The 16,238-nt window shown below is 72.4% G+C and carries 12 protein-coding genes; 2 read left to right on the forward strand and 10 right to left on the reverse strand.

Annotated features, from left to right (window positions below; translation table 11 throughout):
• Window positions 1–25 precede the first annotated feature (25 nt).
• Window positions 26–1,231, forward strand: a complete 1,206-nt coding sequence (locus WMF27_RS00200; protein WP_437762294.1) for a serine/threonine-protein kinase — start codon at window positions 26–28, stop codon at window positions 1,229–1,231.
• A 120-nt stretch (window positions 1,232–1,351) separates the two neighbouring features.
• Window positions 1,352–4,174, forward strand: coding sequence for a PBP1A family penicillin-binding protein (locus WMF27_RS00205; RefSeq protein ID WP_437762293.1), 2,823 nt, complete (start codon window positions 1,352–1,354; stop codon window positions 4,172–4,174).
• Window positions 4,175–4,379: 205 nt separating this feature from the next.
• Here the strand turns inward: WMF27_RS00205 and WMF27_RS00210 are convergent, their stop codons facing one another.
• The 10 genes from WMF27_RS00210 to fadI all read right to left on the reverse strand — a co-directional run bounded on the left by WMF27_RS00210 (window position 4,380) and on the right by fadI (window position 16,065).
• Window positions 4,380–5,087 (reverse strand): hypothetical protein, encoded by a 708-nt coding sequence (locus WMF27_RS00210; RefSeq protein ID WP_437762292.1) that lies wholly within the window; start codon window positions 5,085–5,087, stop codon window positions 4,380–4,382.
• A 129-nt stretch (window positions 5,088–5,216) separates the two neighbouring features.
• Entirely contained in the window at window positions 5,217–6,224 is a 1,008-nt protein-coding gene (locus WMF27_RS00215) for a tetratricopeptide repeat protein (protein ID WP_437762291.1), read from the reverse strand.
• The gene (locus WMF27_RS00220) at window positions 6,211–7,602 is read right to left on the reverse strand and encodes a serine/threonine-protein kinase (protein ID WP_437762290.1); all 1,392 of its coding nucleotides are present in this window, start codon (window positions 7,600–7,602) and stop codon (window positions 6,211–6,213) included. The genes WMF27_RS00215 and WMF27_RS00220 overlap by 14 nt, the downstream gene beginning before the upstream one ends.
• 126 nt (window positions 7,603–7,728) lie before the next feature.
• Window positions 7,729–8,721, reverse strand: a complete 993-nt coding sequence (locus WMF27_RS00225) for a M14 family metallopeptidase (RefSeq protein ID WP_437762289.1) — start codon at window positions 8,719–8,721, stop codon at window positions 7,729–7,731.
• A gap of 84 nt (window positions 8,722–8,805) precedes the next feature.
• Entirely contained in the window at window positions 8,806–9,783 is a 978-nt protein-coding gene (gene speB / locus WMF27_RS00230) for an agmatinase (protein WP_437762288.1), read from the reverse strand.
• Window positions 9,784–9,791: 8 nt separating this feature from the next.
• Window positions 9,792–10,571 (reverse strand): lysophospholipid acyltransferase family protein, encoded by a 780-nt coding sequence (locus WMF27_RS00235; RefSeq protein WP_437762287.1) that lies wholly within the window; start codon window positions 10,569–10,571, stop codon window positions 9,792–9,794.
• A gap of 12 nt (window positions 10,572–10,583) precedes the next feature.
• Window positions 10,584–11,093 (reverse strand): GNAT family N-acetyltransferase, encoded by a 510-nt coding sequence (locus tag WMF27_RS00240; protein ID WP_437762286.1) that lies wholly within the window; start codon window positions 11,091–11,093, stop codon window positions 10,584–10,586.
• 214 nt (window positions 11,094–11,307) lie between these two features.
• Window positions 11,308–12,288, reverse strand: a complete 981-nt coding sequence (locus WMF27_RS00245) for an SDR family oxidoreductase (RefSeq protein WP_437762285.1) — start codon at window positions 12,286–12,288, stop codon at window positions 11,308–11,310.
• A gap of 250 nt (window positions 12,289–12,538) precedes the next feature.
• On the reverse strand, window positions 12,539–14,758 hold the full coding sequence (gene fadJ / locus WMF27_RS00250; protein WP_437762284.1) for a fatty acid oxidation complex subunit alpha FadJ: 2,220 nt from the start codon (window positions 14,756–14,758) through the stop codon (window positions 12,539–12,541).
• Window positions 14,755–16,065 carry an acetyl-CoA C-acyltransferase FadI gene (gene fadI / locus WMF27_RS00255; protein ID WP_437762283.1) on the reverse strand — a complete coding sequence of 437 codons (1,311 nt, stop codon included), beginning with the start codon at window positions 16,063–16,065 and terminating at the stop codon, window positions 14,755–14,757. Before fadI ends, fadJ begins: the two co-directional genes overlap by 4 nt.
• Window positions 16,066–16,238 lie beyond the last annotated feature (173 nt).

Below are 16,238 nucleotides of genomic sequence, written 5' to 3' on the forward strand. Positions count from 1 at the left end.
TGCGTGGTATTTTCCGACTCCACGCATGGCTGCCGGTCCGGACCCGAACATCGGTCGAGATCTGCTCGGAGGGCAGTTCCAGATCCTTCAGAAGATCGGCTCCGGCGGCATGGGGTCGGTCTACAAGGCCGCACAGCCGGCGATGAACCGGATGGTGGCGGTGAAGATCCTCCACCCCAAGCTCGCGAACCGGAAGGATCTCGTCTCGCGCTTCCGCCGTGAGGCGCGGGCGATGAGCCACCTCACGCACCCGAACACGGTCAAGGTGCTGCTCTACGGCGAGCTCGAGGACGGCTCGCTGTACATCGTGATGGAGTACCTGGAGGGCAAGAACCTGAACCAGGTGGTCCGCAAGGAAGGGCCGCTGCCCGTCGAGCGCGCGATCCCGGTCCTCATCCAGGTCTGCGGCGCGCTGCAGGAGGCGCACATCCAGGGGATCGTGCACCGCGATCTCAAGCCCGAGAACATCTTCCTGTCGACCAACGGCGGGCTGAAGGACTACCCGAAGGTGCTCGACTTCGGCCTCGCGAAGGTGACGGAGCGCGAGCTCAGGCCGGGGTCGGTGATGCTCACGCAGGAGGGCATGGTCTTCGGGACGCCGGAGTTCATGTCGCCCGAGCAAGCGCAGGGCAAGGTGCTCGACGCGCGGAGCGACATCTACTCGCTCGCGACGATCCTGTACGAGGTGCTCACGGGCAAGCTGCCGTTCGAGGCGCGCACGCCCATGGAGTACATCCAGCACCACGTGACGAGGAACCCGATCCCGCTCGACGAGCGCGTCCCCGGGAAGCAGTTTCCGCCGGGGCTCGGCGCGGTGCTCGGCAAGGCGCTCGAGAAGCGGCCCGAGGATCGGTTCGAGTCGGCCGCGGAGTTCGCGGACGCGCTCAAGCCGTTCGCGGGCGGCGCGGGCAAGGGCTACACGGCGATGATGCCGAAGAAGGCGAACGCGGCGCTCGAGCAAGCGTCGAAACAGCACGCCGCCGCGCTCCAGGCGAACAAGGGGCCCGCGTCGTCCGCGTTCAAGTCGCCCGCGAAGACGGTGAAGATGGTCCAGCAGCCGCCGGCGCCGTCCGCGAGGCCAGCGCCCGCGCCGGCGCCCCTCGCCAAGCAGCCCACCAAGGCGCCGGCCAAGGCGGAGGCGAAGCCGCTGCTCCTCGTCGGCATCGCGGCGGGCTGCCTGATCGCGGGCATCCTGATCACCATCGTGGCCATGCGGCTTTTCCAGGGCTGATCCTCCGCGAGCGCGCCCCGGATCGAGGCGGGCCTCCGCGGGCGTGCTAGCGTCGCCGCGCCGGCGCGCCGGGCGCTCTGGATGCGCATCGCCTGCGCCAGCGTTCACGGGGACGGCGTCATGGCCTCGGAGCAATCACGGAACCCAGGGGGAAACGAGAACGATCCGGTCAGGAAGACCGATGCGCCGGATCGGGCGTCGGATCCGCTGCGTCAAGCGTCGGATCCGCTGCGTCAGGCGTCGGACCCGCTACGCCGGGCGTCGGATCCGCTGCGTCAGGCGTCGGAGCCGCCGGCGCGGCGGTCGGGGCCGCCGGGGCGAGGGAGTGAGCCGCCGGAGCGGATCAGCGGGGCAACGCGGCCGGCGAGCGCGCCGCACCTCGAGGGCGCGCAGCGCCCGCCCAGCCAGCCGGACGGGGCGCCCCCGCAGGAGAGAGGCCCCACGATCGCGACGTGGGCGAAGCGCATCGGGATCGCGCTCGCGGCGCTGCTCGTCCTCGCCGCCGCCACGATCGCGCTCGTCATCCGGCACTACGAGGCGGATCTCCCCTCGACCCACGAGCTCAAGGACTACCGGCCCCCGCAGGTGACGCGCATCCTCGCGCGCGACGGGACGCGCCTCGGTGAGGTCTTCACCGAGCGGCGCACCGTGGTGCGGATCGGCGAGATCCCGAGCCAGGTGAAGCTGGCCGCGCTCGCCGCCGAGGACGCAGGCTTCTACGAGCACGCAGGGCTGAACTACCTCGGCATGCTCCGCGCCCTCGCGGTGAACCTCCGCTCGACCCGGGCCCGGCAGGGCGCGAGCACCATCACGCAGCAGGTCGTGAAGAACGTCCTGCTCACGCCGGACCGGACCTTCAACCGCAAGGCGCGCGAGATCATCCTCGCCCGCAAGATCGAGCAGGAGCTCACCAAGGACGAGATCCTGGAGCTCTACCTCAACAAGATCTACTTCGGCCACGGCCGCTACGGGGTCGAGGAGGCGAGCCGCTACTACTTCGGGAAGAGCGTGCGCGACGTGACGCTCGCCGAGGCCGCGCTGCTCGTCGCCGTCGTGAAGGGGCCTTCGGTGTACTCGCCGCGGGTGAACCCCGAGCGCGCCGCGGCGCGGCGGGACTTCGTGCTCGATCAGATGCAGCGCAAGGCCTTCGCCGACGAGATCCAGGTGGCGCAAGCGAAGCAGGAGCCGGTCGTGCTCGCCATCGAGACCGAATCGCTCGCCGAGCTCGCGCCCGAGGTGGTCGCGGAGGCGCAGCGCGTGCTGCGCGAGCTCGTCGGGCCCGCCGCGCAGCAAGGCGGCTACACGATCACGACCACGATCGATCCGGCGATGCAGGCGGCGGCGCGCGCGTCCGTCCGCAAGAACCTCGACGCCTACGCGAAGCGGCACAAGCTGCTCGGCCCGCTCGCGCGGAGCAAGAAAGAGCCGCCGGCCTTCGAGGGGACGCCCGCCGGCCACAAGGTCTTCCGGGGGGTCGTGACGGGCGCCGACGACGCCCGAGGGACGCTTTCGGTGCGCGTGGGCACGCTGGAAGGCACGGTCACGCTCCGCGGCGCGCAGCGGTACAACCCGAACGGGCTCCCGCCGAGCAAGTTCGCCGACGTCGACAAGGTGGTGCGCGTCAGCCTGATCGGCCCCGCGCCGGAGCCGGTCGTCGAAGCGGCCGCCGCCGGCCAGGAAGAGGACGAGGACGCCGCCGGAGAGGCTGGGCGCGCCCCGCCCGCGGGCAAGCCGGGGAAGCCCGCGGCCCCCGTGCCGCTGCGGCTCGAGCTCGGACCCGAGGGGGCGCTCGTCGCGATCGACGTGCGGACGCGCGAGATCGTCGCCCTCGTCGGCGGCTACGAGGCGATGCGCGGCGGGCTCGACCGGGCGACGTTCGCGCGGCGGCAGCCAGGGTCGACGTTCAAGGCGCTCGTCTACGGCTACGGCATCCACGCGCGCACGCTGACACCGGCGACGATCCTCGACACCGATCCGCTGGCCATCGCCGGGTACAAGCCGCAGAACTACGACGAGAGCGAGGGGAAGTCGCCGGCGCGGCTCCGGGAGGCGGCGGCGCACAGCGTGAACGTGGCCGCGGTGTCGGCGCTGTCGCGCGTCGGCGCCTCGAACGTGGTCGCCTTCGCCGGCGCGCTCGGCGTCCAGTCGAAGCTCGGCGCAGATCTGTCGCTCGCCCTCGGCGCCTACGAGGTCACGCCGCGCGAGATGGCCGCCGCGTACGCGAGCATCGCCGCGGGCGGCGTCCACGAGCAGCCGGTCCTGATCACGAAGATCGTCGGCCCCGGCGGGGTGGAGATCCCGCTGCCGCCACGCCCTCCGGGGCACCGCGTGATGGAGGAGGAGGAGGCCTACGTGCTCACGAGCGTGCTGACGTCGGTCGTGCAGAGCGGGACCGCCAGGCAGGCGCGCTCGCTGGGGCGCCCGATCGCCGGCAAGACGGGGACGACGAACCAGTCGAAGGACACCTGGTTCGTGGGCTACTCGACCGACATCGCGTGCGCCGTGTGGACCGGCTACGACGACGCGGCGCCGCTCGGCAGCGGCGAGACGGGCGCGATGGCGGCGCTGCCGGCGTTCGTGGATTTCATGAAGCAGGCGCATGCGAAGCGCCCGGCCGCCGATTTCCCGGTGCCGAGCGGCGTCGTGCGCGTGAAGATCGATCCGCTGACGGGCCTTCTCGCGCGCGAGGGGCAGGAAGACGCCATCGAGGAGGTGTTCGTCGCCGGGACGGAGCCGACCGAGGAGGCGCAGGTCCCCGAGGCGGACGCGGGTGCGGAGCCGGCGGACGGCGGGGCGCCAGCCGAGCAGGAGGGCACCCCGCCGGCGCCAGGTGAGGGGCCGCCGCCGGTGGAGCCGGGGGCCGCGCCAGCGCCGGTCGAGTCGGAGCACGCGCCGGAGCCGGGCCCGCTGCCGACCGGTGAGACGGCGCCGCCGCCGTTCTGAGCGGCGCGGGCGCACGGGCGCACCGATCGGCGAGAGGGGCGGGGAGGCCGGTGCGGAAGGAGAGCGTCCACTCCGCCCGGCGCTCGAAGCGCTCGGACCGGCCGCCGCCCTGCCCGGTGCCAGGCGCCGACATGCCCGCTCGGATCGTGGCGCCGGCGCCGGCGCCGATCTCGGGCTGGCCGGGACACACGCCACCTTGGTGGCGTCATCCCACCTGGCCTTCGCCAGCGACTTTACGGGCCAGGACCTTCGAGGACACCCGGCCGACGAGCCGCCGCAGGGCCTGCTTCGCGCCGATCGCGCCGCCAGCGCCCACCGCGAAGACGAGAGGCGCCGCGGCGCCGCCGGTCACCGCGACGAGGCCCGCCGCGAGCAGCACGCCGGCGCCGGTCGCCACCGCGCCAGTCGAGGCCTCCTGCGCCGCGTGCGCGAGCGCTTCCTTCCTCGTCATCTCGCCTCGCTGGTAGGCCGTGATGCCCTCGTAGGCACCGAAGGCGCCCTCGATCACGAACCCGATACCGGCCGCCTTGCCCGCGCCCTTCAGGACCTCCCGGCCCGCGGCCTTCATCGCCTCGCGGGCCAGCCCCTTCGCGACCGCGGTCGAGACGCCGTCGGTGAGCGCCGCCTGGCCCGCGTGCCGCCCCGCCGCCTGCGCGACGATCGCGGCGGCCTGCGTTCCGCCCTGATCCGCGATGAGCTTCGCCGTCGTCTGCGTGCCCAGCGAGAGCCCGGGCGCGAGCGCGTCCACGACCGCCGTGGTGTTCTCGACCATCACGCGCTTCAGGCCCTCCCGCGTGCCCTCGTCGAGGAGCCCCTTGCCCGCCGCGGAGAACAGCGCCTCCGCCGCCCCGCGGACGGCGACGGCGCCGCTCCCTGCAATCGAACCAAGGATCTTGTTTCGCTGTGAGCTCATCTCGACCTCCCCGCCTCGCGCGCCCTCGCCTCGATCATGGGGTAGCGCCCGCGTGCGGAAAGACAAGCTCAGCGGCCCGCGCTCCCACGCCGCCGTGTCGCGGCGCCGGCCGCGCCCGATCGCCGGACCTCAGAACCTCACGAGCAGGCGCGAGCCGAGGCCGCCCGGGGCTGGCGTGAGGACGAGCTCCGCCGCCGGCTTGCCAGCGGCCGGCGCCGTGGGCTCGGAAGGGCTCAGCAGGAGCAGCGTGACGCCGGCGCCGATCCCGACGAGGCCGACGCCGGCGAAGACGCCGGCGAGCGTCGAGGCGGTCTTGCCGGTGTCGTAGTCGTCCTGGAGCGACGGCGGGCACTCGTAGGCGCCTCCGCCGGCGGGGGAGCAGCCCTCCTCGACCGCGGACAGCGCGCCGGCGCGCACCGCCAGCGCCACGACGGTCGCGATCGCGCCGGCGCCGCCGACGCCGAGCGCGACGTAGCCGCCCACGCGAACGCCGCTGGCCGGCGTGCCGGAGGCGCTCGGCGCGGAGAGCGCGTCGCGCGCCGGGAGCGGCGCGGGCACGGCCAGCGTCACGACCTGGTGGGCGCCAGGCGTGAGCTCGACGCGCTCCGCGATCGGCGCGGCGCCGCCGTAGAACAGCTCGACCGTGTGGGCGCCGAGATCGCGCTCGAGCTCGACGCCGAGGAGCCTCGGGTCGAGGGGCTTGCCGTCCAGCACCACCCGGACCGGCGGCCGCCCCTCGGCGCCTTTCAGCCGGACGGCCAGCGTCCCGACCTTGCTGCCGAGCGCCCGGTAGCGGGCCTCGGCGTCATCGCTCCACCCGGCGTACTTCGCCTCGTTGGACTGGAGCGCGGCGCGCCGGAGATCCCACCAGTCTCGCCTCGCCGAGGCATAGCGGCCGAGCTCCTCCTCGCACTCGGCGATGTTCCGGAGCGCGCCGAGCCCCTCGGGGTAGATCTCCAGCGCGCTCCGGAAGGCGATGACCGCCTGGTCGCACTGTCCGGTGCTCCGCAGCTCGCGGCCCCGGGCGAACAGCGTCTTCGCGTCCTCCTCGGCCCCGATGGCGAGCGCGCGCGCCGGCGCCGCCGCGAGCATGGCGACGCTGCAGAGCGTGATGAGCCGTCGCTCAAAAGGTCTCACTTTTGTCGATCTCCTTGCGGCGCCGGGGCACCGTGGGCGCGGCGGTCGCCGTCGCGCGCGGGGCGGCCTTGTCAGCCCCGGGGCGGCGCTGGGACGAGCGCGGCTGCGCAGGCGCTGCGGAGGCCGGCGGCTCGGGCGCCGCCGCGGAGGCCGGCGGCTCGGCCGTGGCCGGCGGCTCCGCCGCGGCGGGCTGCTGCGGCGGGGGGGGCGAGCGCAGCGCGACCGCCTGGAGCGCGCCCCGCACGCCGGGGGCCATGAGCCGCGCCGGCTGCTCCAGGCGCGGCCGATCGAGCAGGCGCGCCGCCAGCGCGGCGGTTCCCCCGAGCGCGGTCAGGCAGGCCAGCGCCACGGCGGGCGCCACCCGCCGTGGCCGCCGCGGCGCCGCGACCTCCGCGGGCCGCTCGGGCGGCGGCGCCGAGAGCGCGGCGTGGTAGGCTCCGACCATCTCGCGGATCGAGGCGAACCGCTGCGCCGGCCCCTTCGCGAGGGCGCGCGAGAACCAGGCGTCGAGCCCCTGGGGGAGCGATCGCCGGACCTCCGTGGCAGGCTCGAAATCGCGGGTGCTGACCGCCACGATGATCTCCGCGATGCTGTTGCCTTGAAAAGGCGTCCAGTCCGTCAGCACCTCGTAGGCCAGCACGCCGAGCGCCCAGACATCGGCCCGCGCGTCGACCGCGAGCGGCGAGGCGAGCTGCTCGGGGCTCATGTAGTTCGGCGAGCCCAGCATGACGTCGGCCTCCGTCTCCTGCGGTCGATCCAGGCCCAGATCGCCGTGCAGCGCCTTGGCGATGCCGAAATCCGCGACCTTCACCGTCAGCTCCGTGCCGGGCGTGTCGACGAGCATCACGTTCGAAGGCTTCAGGTCGCGGTGCACGATGCCCATGTCGTGCGCCACGGTGAGCGCGTCCCCGATCTGATCAAGGATGTGCCCGAAGCGCGCCGGATCGATCGGCCCCTTCTGGCGCACCTCGGCGAACAGCGTTCGCCCCGGGATGTACTCCATCACCAGGTAAGGGATGTCGTCGTGGACCCCTGCGTCGTGGACCGCGACGATGTGCCGCGTGCGCGCGCTCAGGCGGGCCGAGATCTGGGCCTCGAACCGGAACCTCTCCAGGACGGTGCGGCTCCGCTCCGCGTCGCCGGTCAGCGAGGCGCTGAGGAACTTCACGGCGAGCTCGGTCTTGAGCGTGACGTGCACGGCGAGCCAGACCTCGGCCATGCCCCCGCGCCCGAGCGGTTGGACCAGCCGGTATTTGCCCTCGACGACCTCGTCGGGGGTGTGCTGCCAGATGTCCGACTCGTCGGCGCCGGCGTGACGAGCCGCCGCGCTCGGGCTGATCCGCACGGTCGGCGGTATGCGGGGCGTGGCGGCGTCCACGCCCGAAGGATAGTGGATGCTGCGCGCGGGACTGGCACTTTTCGACAGCCCTCGCCGCCGTCGCCCTCTGGCCAGCGCGGGATGGCGGCCGCCGACATCGGCGCGCACGCCGCGTGCGCGGCCATCTCACTCGGCGGCGTCGGCGAAGAGCTCCACAGGCGACGCGTCGATCGGCGGGGCCGCACGCGAGGACGCGCCGCCCACGCCGCGGTCGAGGGCGTCGCAGAGGAGCGCGCCGACGCCGGGGACGACGTTGGCGATCGCCTCGTCGGCCTCGCGCGGGTTCAACCACCAGAACGGGTTCAGCAGGCGGCGGATATCGCGGAAGGAGCGTGCAGGACGGCTGACCTCCACCGTGAAGGCGAGCGTTCCCAGGTTGGCGTCGAGCCAGTCGTCCATGTCGCCGACCGTGGGGTACCAGTGCGCCGCCTGGCGTACCTCGTACCGCTCGCGCGGCAGAGCCTGGCAGAAGGCGTCGCCGAGCGCCCGGTAGAGCGGCTCGCGCGGGTTGGGCACGTCGGTGTGCGCCCACGGGTAGAGCAGGAAGTTGCCGCAGCTGTGAAAGCCGATCGCGAGCGCAGGCCGCGTCTCCAGCGCGACGTCGCGCAGGGCGCGCGACTCGGGCTCCGAGAAGGCGTGAGGCCCCGTGTAGTGCGGCGACCACCGGAGCCGCGAGCCCGCGAACGGGTGCAGCGGCCGCGACGAGGACAGCGGCGCGAAATTCCGGTTCAGATCCACGCCGCGGGCGTTGCAGCGCTGCGACGCCCGCCGCTCGCCGCGGAGGCGCTCCAGGTTGTCGGCGAACGCGTCGGGGTTGACGACCGGCACCACGACGAGCCGCGCCCGCGCCGCCGCGCCCACGCGCCCGCTCGCCAGGATCGACCGGACCGCATCGAGCAGCGCGAGCCCGCCGATCACCTCGACCCCGTGCATGAGCGACGTCAGCAGGAACGTCGGACCGAGCGGATTGCCGAAGTCGTAGCGCCGCAATGGCCTTCCGTTTGCGGACGTCCCGATCGTTATTTCCCGTCCGCCGTAGGTGTGCGCCAGGCGTGCCCAGGCGTCATCGAGCTGCGGGAGATCGGCGTAGCGGCCACAAAGATCGGGCGAGCGTGTCATCCCAATGTCTCTTATGTGACACCGGAATGGCGGCGGACGCCAGCGGATTGAGCGGATTCACGTGGCGCGATTCCACGATTCGCGTCATCCGCGCGGCTGGTCGCGCTTGTCGCCCTTGCGCGTCGCGAGGAGGGCCAGGCCCTCGAACAGGAGGTGCGCGCCGAGGTGGAGGGTGATGTCGGCGTGGTCCAGGGCGGGGCATACCTCGACGAGATCCATGCCCACCAGGTTGATCCCCGCGAGGCCGCGGAGCAGCTGGAACGCCTCGCGTGAGGTGAGCCCGCCGGGCACGGGCGTGCCGGTGCCCGGGGCATAGGCCGGGTCGATGCCGTCGATATCGAAGGAGATGTAGACGGGCGACTCGCCCGCGGCTGCCCTGATGGCGGCGGCGACCGCGTGAGCGCCGTCGCGGTCGATCCGATCCATGCCGTAGAGGGTCGCCCCGGCGTGCGCCGCGAAGGCGCCCTCCTCCGGGTGGCCCCACGTGGCGCGGATGCCGATCTGGTGGAGCGCGCTCCGCGCGATCAGCCCCTCTTCGATCGCGTTGCGGAACGGCGTGCCGTGGTGGAACGGCTCGCCCCACACCTCCGAGGTGCTCGTGTCGAGGTGCGCGTCGACGTGGACGACCGTGACGGGGCCGTGGCGCCGCGATAGCGCGCGGAGCACCGGGAGCGCGATGGAGTGGTCGCCGCCGACGACGAACGGGACCGCGCCGGCCGCGAGCACCTCGTCGACCGAAGCCTGGATCAGCTCGCGCACGGAGTCCGCGTGAAACGGGGGAAAGGGCACATTGCCCCCGTCGAGCACGTCGATCGTGCGGAACACGTCGACGCCGTGGCCGGGGTGGTACGACTGCACGAGCGCGCTCACGCGGCGCAGCTCGTAGGGGGCGAACCGAGCGCCGGGGCGGTATGTGACGCTCCCGTCCCACGGGACGCCGAGGAGCACGGCGTCGGCGCCGGAATAGGCGGACGCGCCGGCCTCGTGGAAGCCCGCGGTCGGGAGGCGAAAGAACGGAGTCTGCCCGTGCCGCAGGTACGCGGCTGCTCGTTGTTGCGACATGAGATCTCCTACAGGCTCAAGAGGTCCAGGATCACGGCGCGGGCGCGGTCCGCGAGATCGGCCGCGCCGCCGTGATCGCCGAGCGGCGGGCCGAAGGCGACGCGGGCGCTCGCCTCTCGGCGGCTGGAGAAGCGGAGGAAATGGGGGAGGAAGGTGTCGTCGCCCGCCCAGCAGAGCTCGGGATCATCGTAGGTGATGGCCGCGGGCACGATGGGGACACCCGCGATCCGGGCGACGCCGAAGATGCCTTTCCGGAAGGGGAGGACCTTCTCTCCGCGGGTGGTCGAGCCCTCCGGGAAATTCAGCACCGGGACGCCATGGCGAAGGGCCCGGAGCGCGCACCGGAGCACGCGCGCCCCGCTCGCCGGGCGCCGCCGATCGACGAGCATCACGCCGAGATCGCGCGCGCGATCGCCGATGATCGGCCAGCTGCCGATCTCCTGCTTCGCGATGGCGGTGCAGGGGGTGAGCGACGCGAGGAGGATCGGATCGAGGTAGCTGACGTGGTTGGCCACGATCACGAACGGCGACGCGGGGAGCGCGCCGGTCACGCGGACGTGCAGGGAGTGCTGCGCGCACAGGTCCCGGGCGATCCCGTGAAGGAGGCGCGCCCTCTCGCGGTGGCGCGAGGCGGGCAGCGTGGGCAGCAGGCTGGTCCGGAACATGGTGTCGAGCGCGAGCCCCATCACGCCGGAGAGCCGGCTGGCGATGGAGAGCGCCTCGGTCCAGGGCCGGTCGGCCGCCGCCGGCGCGCGGCGGTCGCGGTCGAGCGGCGCGGTGGTCGTCATGGTCTGTCGGCCTCAGGCCACCGCGGCGATGCCGCCGCTCTCCGCCGCGCGCGGCTCCTTCGCGTCGGCCTGGCGATCGACGAGCCCCACCTTCTCGAAGCGGGCCCGGAGCGCCATGAACGCGTCGCGATCGATGCGCGAGATGATGCGCGGGTGTCCGGTGCCATAGAAATCGGGGCGGACCTCGATCTCCTTGGCGCCGAGCATGGCGTGGAGCGCCCGCGCGGCGTGGTTGTCCTCCTCGACGGTGAACCAGCACGACTCCGCCCATCCAAGGATCGACCCGACGAACGCGCGGAGCAGCGTGTGCGTCGCGCGGGAGCCCTGATACTCGGGCAGGACGGCGAGGGTCGTGCAGTAGACCTCCTTGCCGCGCGCGAAGGAGAGCAGGTAGCCCGCGGGCTTCCCCGCGGCCTCGACCATGAAGCAAGAGTCCTTGAAGAAGTCGCAGCAAAGACGGATGTAATACCGCCCGAGCTCCCCTTCGCCCGCGTCGCCGAAGAGGGTCGTCTCCAGTTTCATCAGAGTCGAAAAGTCATCGCTTCGGAGCGTGCGCGCCACATAACGGCTCATCGTTGCGCCTCCTTATTCTAATTGAATCGTCGTTGTGGGCGCAGCATGCCGGGACTCCGTGGAGAACACGTCACAGGACCCCCGAGGTTGAGAGACACGTCGGGGGCGATGGCGCGTCAAGATGGCTGGGGAATCGCGTACGGAGGGTGCCAGGACGGCTATGTCATCGTGGCCTGAGGCGCTCTGCCGCTGTGGACGGGAGTGTGAGCGCGAGGCCGGCGAAGGCCCGGGCGGTGTCGAGGAGCGCGGCGAGGCCCGAGGTCGAGCGCCATCCGCCGGTCACGCCGGTCCAGTGCTTCATGGGCACGAAGATGTTGCCGTCGGTGTACGGCGCCGCGCGATCCAGGAAGGTCGCGCGGATCGCGTAGGCCGCGAATAACCGCTCCATGAGGCCCGGGAAGGCGACGAACGCCGCGGCGGCGATGCGTCCCGCGGCGCCGACATACACGCTGCGCCGCGGCCGCTCGGCGAGCGAGACCATCGCCGCCGCGACCCGCTCGGGGTCGACGATCGGCCGCATCGGCTGGACGGCGCGGCCGGTCGTGTTGCCGGCGTGCTGGTAGATGGGGGTGTCGACCGTCGCGGGCAGGAGCGTGCAAACGTGGATGTCCGGGGTGCTGAAGAGCTCCTGTCTCAAGCAGGACGAGAGGCCCATGATCCCGAACTTGGAGATCACGTAGGCGCTCATCGTCGGCGCGCCGAACTTGCCAAGAACGGAGACGTTGTTGATGAGCACCCCGGCGCCCTGCGCGCGAAAACAGGGCAGCACCGCCCGCGCCCCGTGCACATAGCCGAGCAGGTTCGTCTCGATGACCTGGCGGTAGGCCTCGTAGGGCGCCTCGTCCGCTCGCGCGTAGAGGAACACGGCGGCGTTGTTCACCCAGACGTCGATCCTGCCGAACACCTCGACGGCGGCGTGGGCGAGCGCTCGGACGGCTTGCTCGTCCCTCACGTCCGTCGGGACGGCGAGCGCCCGCGCGCCGACGCTGGCGCATTCGGCGGCGACCTCCTCGATGGCCGCCTCGTTCCGAGCGGCGATGACGACCCGCGCGCCGCGCCTCGCGAACGCGAGCGCCGCCGCCCTGCCAATGCCCGAAGATGCCCCGGTGATAACGACCACCGCGTCGCGAATGCACTTCCGCATGACTGGCCCCCTCCCGCGCGGTCTTTCCCTCGCCGAGAGGAGAGCAAGGCGCGGGCCATCAGGGCCCGGGGGCCGGGTCGGATGTGGCCGCGGAGCTCGATTGAAGCGGCGAGCGTGGTGGATGGATGAAGAAGTTCAAACGCAAAGTCGCAAAGGCGCAAAGACGCAAGGAGGAGAAGAAACAAATCTTTCTCTCTCCCTTGCGCCTTTGCGTCTTTGCGCCTTTGCGTTTTTTTTTCCTTCTCTCTCTTCAGCCGTAGAAGGGCTTCCCGGTCCTCGCCGCCTCGACGAGCGCCGGGGCGGGCGTCCAGCGCTTGCCGAAGCGGCGCTCGTAGATCTCGATGCGGCGGAGCACCTCCGCGGCGCCGAGGCTGTCGACGTAGCGGAATGGCCCGCCGCGGAACGGCGGGAAACCCAGGCCGAAGATCGCGCCGATGTCGCCGTCGCGCGGGCTCCGGAGGATCCCCTCGCCGAGGCAGTGCAGCGCCTCGTTCACGAGCTGGAGCGAGCAGCGCAGCTGGATCTCCTCGACCGGCACCGGCGGGCTGTCCTTCGCCCTCGGCACCGGCAGCCCGAGCACGCCATAGACGCTCTCGTCGGCGTGCTTGCCCTTGCCCTTCTTCTTCGCCGCCGCGCCGTACAGGTACATCCCGCGCTCGTTCTTGCGGCCCCTCCGGTCGTCGGACACCAGCCTGGCCATCGTGGGAGGCGGCGCGAGGCGGTCGCCGAACGCCTCGAGCATGATCGGGCCGACGTGGGCCGCCACGTCGATGCCCACCTCGTCGAGCAGCGCGAGCGGACCGACCGGCCAGCCCCACGCGACGAGCGCCCCGTCGACCTGCTCGATCGCGACCCCCTCGGCGAGCAGCCAGCTCGCCTCGTTCATGTACGGCCCGAGGATCCGGCTCGTGTAGAAGCCGACCCCATCGTTCACGACGATGACCGTCTTGCCCTGGCGCTTGCCGACCGCCACCGCCGTCGCGACCACCTCGGGCGACGTCGCCTCGGTCCGGATGACCTCGAGCAACGGCATCTTGTGCACCGGGCTGAAGTAGTGCATCCCGACCACGTTCTCCGGCCGCCTCGACGCGGCCGCGATCCGGGAGATCGGGATCGACGACGTGTTCGACGCGAAGATCACCCCGTCCTTGCCGTGCTCCTCGACGTCCCGCAGGACCGCGTGCTTCACCGCGAGATCCTCGAACACCGCCTCGATCACGAGATCGGCGCTCCGGAGGCCCGAGCCGTCCGTCGTCGCGGTGAGCAGCGCGAGCTTCTCGTCGCGCTCGAGCGGCGTGAGCTGCTTCTTCTTCACCCGCTCGCCGAGGATGTCGGCCACGTATTTGAGCCCGCGGCCGATCGACGCGTCGTCGCGGTCCCGGAGCCGCACGGAGATGCCGGCGTTCAGGCTGACATAGGCGATGCCGGCCCCCATCAGGCCGGCGCCGATCATCGCGATCTTTTCGACCTTCCTCGGCTGCACGGCGGGGTCGTCCACGCCGGTGTCCTTCTTCATCGCGTTCGTCGCGAAGAAGAGCTCCATCAGCCGATGCGCCGTGCTCGACGCGACGAGCTCGCCGAACGCGTGCGCCTCGACCTCCTTCGACGCCTCGAAGCCCTTCTCCGCATAGGTCCTCAGCACGTCGATGATCCGCTCGGGCGCCGGGTAGTGACCGCCGGTCTTCTTGCGCGTCTGCCGCGCTGCCTGCTGGAAGAGCAGGGCACGGCCGATCGGGTTCCGCTCCAGGGCCGCGCGGGTGAGCGCGGCGGAGTCGAGCTTCGGCGCGCTCGCCCGCTTGGGCTGGAACGGCGGGCCGGCCGCAGCGAGCTTGAGCGCGAGCGCCGCGGCCGTCTCCCTCAGGATGGCCGCGGGGACGACGTCGTCGGCGACGCCGAGCTGCCGCGCCTTCGACGGGCGCATGTTCTTGCCGGTGAGGCCGTGATCGAGCGCCGCCTTCAGGCCGGCGCGCTCCGCGAGCCGCTGGAGCCCGTTGATCCCGGGGAGCAGGCCGAGCTGCACCTCGGGCAGGCCGAGCACCGTCTTCCGGTCGTCGCTCAGCACCCGGGCGTGGCAGGCGAGCGCCACCTCGAGCCCGCCGCCGAGCGCGGCGCCGTGGATCGCCGCGACGATCGGCTTCGGCGAGCGCACGATCCGCAGGATCGCCTCGTGGCCGGCCCGGCACATCGCCTCGGCCTGGGCCGCCGTGGCGACGCCCTTCAGCATCTCGATGTCCGCGCCCGCGATCCAGGTGTCGGCCTTGCCGGACACGAGGATCGCCGCCTTGATGAGCGGGTTGCTCGCGATCTGGCCCGCGATCCGCTCGAGATCGCCGGTGAACGTGGGCTTCAGCGTGTTGACCGCCTCGCCCGGGACATCGTAGGTGACGACGGCCACGCCGTCGGGGCGCACCTCGAGAGAGAGCGGGCTCGCGGCCGCGGGGGCCGGCGTGGCGGCGGATGTCGTGGTCATGCGGCCTCCAGGACGACGGCGGCGCCGAGGCCGCCCGCCGCGCAGACGGTGAGGAGCGCGTGCTGCCCGCCGCGCTTCTTGAGCTCGCGGAGCGTGGAGAGGACCATGCGCCCCCCCGTCGCCGCGAAGGGGTGGCCGAGCGCGATCGAGCCGCCGTTGACGTTGAGCTTCTCCGGGTCGATCTCGCCGACGGGGGTGGACCGGCCGAGCTTCTCCGCGGCGAACGACGGCGACGCGAGCGCCTTCAGGTTGGACGCGACCTGGGCGGCGAAGGCCTCGTGCATGTCGACGAGGTCCATGTCGGCGAGCGAGAGGCCGGCGCGCTCGAGCGCCCGCGGCACGGCGAACACCGGGGCCATCAGGAGCTGCCAGCCAGGGTCGACCGCCGCGTAGGACCACGATTTGACGTACCCGAGCGGCTGGTAGCCGAGCGCCTTGGCCTTGCCCTCGCGCATCAGGAGCAGGGCGCTCGCCCCGTCGGTGAGCGGCGACGCGTTGCCCGCGGTGATCGTGCCGTGCCGCCGATCGAAGGCCGGCGACAGCTTCGCGTAGGCGTCGAGGGTCGAGTCGTCCCGGACCACGTTGTCGCGCTCGACCGGCTTGTCGTAAGGCGGGGGGATCACGTGCATGACCTCGGCCGCGTAGGTGCCGTCGCGCCAGGCGCGCGCGGCGTTCGTGTGCGAGCGGTGGGCGATCGCGTCCTGCTCGGCGCGGGAGATGCCGTTCTGCTTCGCCATCTTCTCGGCGGCCTCGCCCATCTGCTCGCCCGTGGTCGGCTCGCGCGAGAAGCCCGGGATCGGGGGCACGAGGTCCTTCAGCGAGAGGCGGGAGAGGATCTCCAGCCGGGCGCCGAGCGTCCTGGCCTTCTGGAAGTCGGTCAGCGCGGAGGCGAGCTTCCGGGAGACGCCGAGCGGCACGTCGCTCATGCTGTCGGCGCCGCCGACGAGGGCGACGTGGTGCTGGCCGGCGAGCATCGCCTCGGCGGCGCTCGTCATGGCCTGGAGCGACGTGGCACACGCGCGCGAGACGCTGTAGGCGTCGGTGTCCTTGGGCAGGCCGGTGCGCAGCACGACCTCGCGCGCGATGTTGAGCCAGTCGAGCGTCGGCACCACCTGGCCGTAGACGACCAGCGTGACGTCGCGCGGGGTCACCTCGCTCCTCTGGAGGAGCTCCTTGACCACCGTGGCCGCGAGATCGACCGTGCGCAGCGCCTTGAGCGCCGTCCCCGCCTTGGTGAACGGCGTGCGCAGCCCGGCAACGACCGCCACCCGGTCCTTGCCGCCCTTCCCATTCTTGCCTGAAGCCATGTCGACTCCTCTGCTGCCGGAGAGCCCATCGCGAGCCCGCCCCGCGCGCCCCGCGCAGCCCCCCCGGATCCCGGCGTGCCAGCGCACACCGGTCGGGGGTATTCCCTTAGGCGCGCTAACGCGTCGTGTCAACCGTGGGCGGCCAGGGCGTCGCAGGCGGCGAGGCGCTCCAC

It is taken from the genome of Sorangium sp. So ce281, from assembly GCF_051527395.1.
GTDB lineage: Bacteria > Myxococcota_A > Polyangia > Polyangiales > Polyangiaceae > Sorangium > Sorangium cellulosum_B.

Coding starts and splice junctions, on each gene's coding strand:
- WMF27_RS00200 (WP_437762294.1), top strand. CDS start 26: ATGGCTGCCGGTCCGGACCCGAACATCGGTCGAGATCTGCTCGGAGGG.
- WMF27_RS00205 (WP_437762293.1), top strand. CDS start 1,352: ATGGCCTCGGAGCAATCACGGAACCCAGGGGGAAACGAGAACGATCCG.
- WMF27_RS00210 (WP_437762292.1), bottom strand. CDS start 5,087: ATGAGCTCACAGCGAAACAAGATCCTTGGTTCGATTGCAGGGAGCGGC.
- WMF27_RS00225 (WP_437762289.1), bottom strand. CDS start 8,721: ATGACACGCTCGCCCGATCTTTGTGGCCGCTACGCCGATCTCCCGCAG.
- speB (WP_437762288.1), bottom strand. CDS start 9,783: ATGTCGCAACAACGAGCAGCCGCGTACCTGCGGCACGGGCAGACTCCG.
- WMF27_RS00235 (WP_437762287.1), bottom strand. CDS start 10,571: ATGACGACCACCGCGCCGCTCGACCGCGACCGCCGCGCGCCGGCGGCG.
- WMF27_RS00240 (WP_437762286.1), bottom strand. CDS start 11,093: ATGAAACTGGAGACGACCCTCTTCGGCGACGCGGGCGAAGGGGAGCTC.
- WMF27_RS00245 (WP_437762285.1), bottom strand. CDS start 12,288: ATGCGGAAGTGCATTCGCGACGCGGTGGTCGTTATCACCGGGGCATCT.
- fadJ (WP_437762284.1), bottom strand. CDS start 14,758: ATGACCACGACATCCGCCGCCACGCCGGCCCCCGCGGCCGCGAGCCCG.
- fadI (WP_437762283.1), bottom strand. CDS start 16,065: ATGGCTTCAGGCAAGAATGGGAAGGGCGGCAAGGACCGGGTGGCGGTC.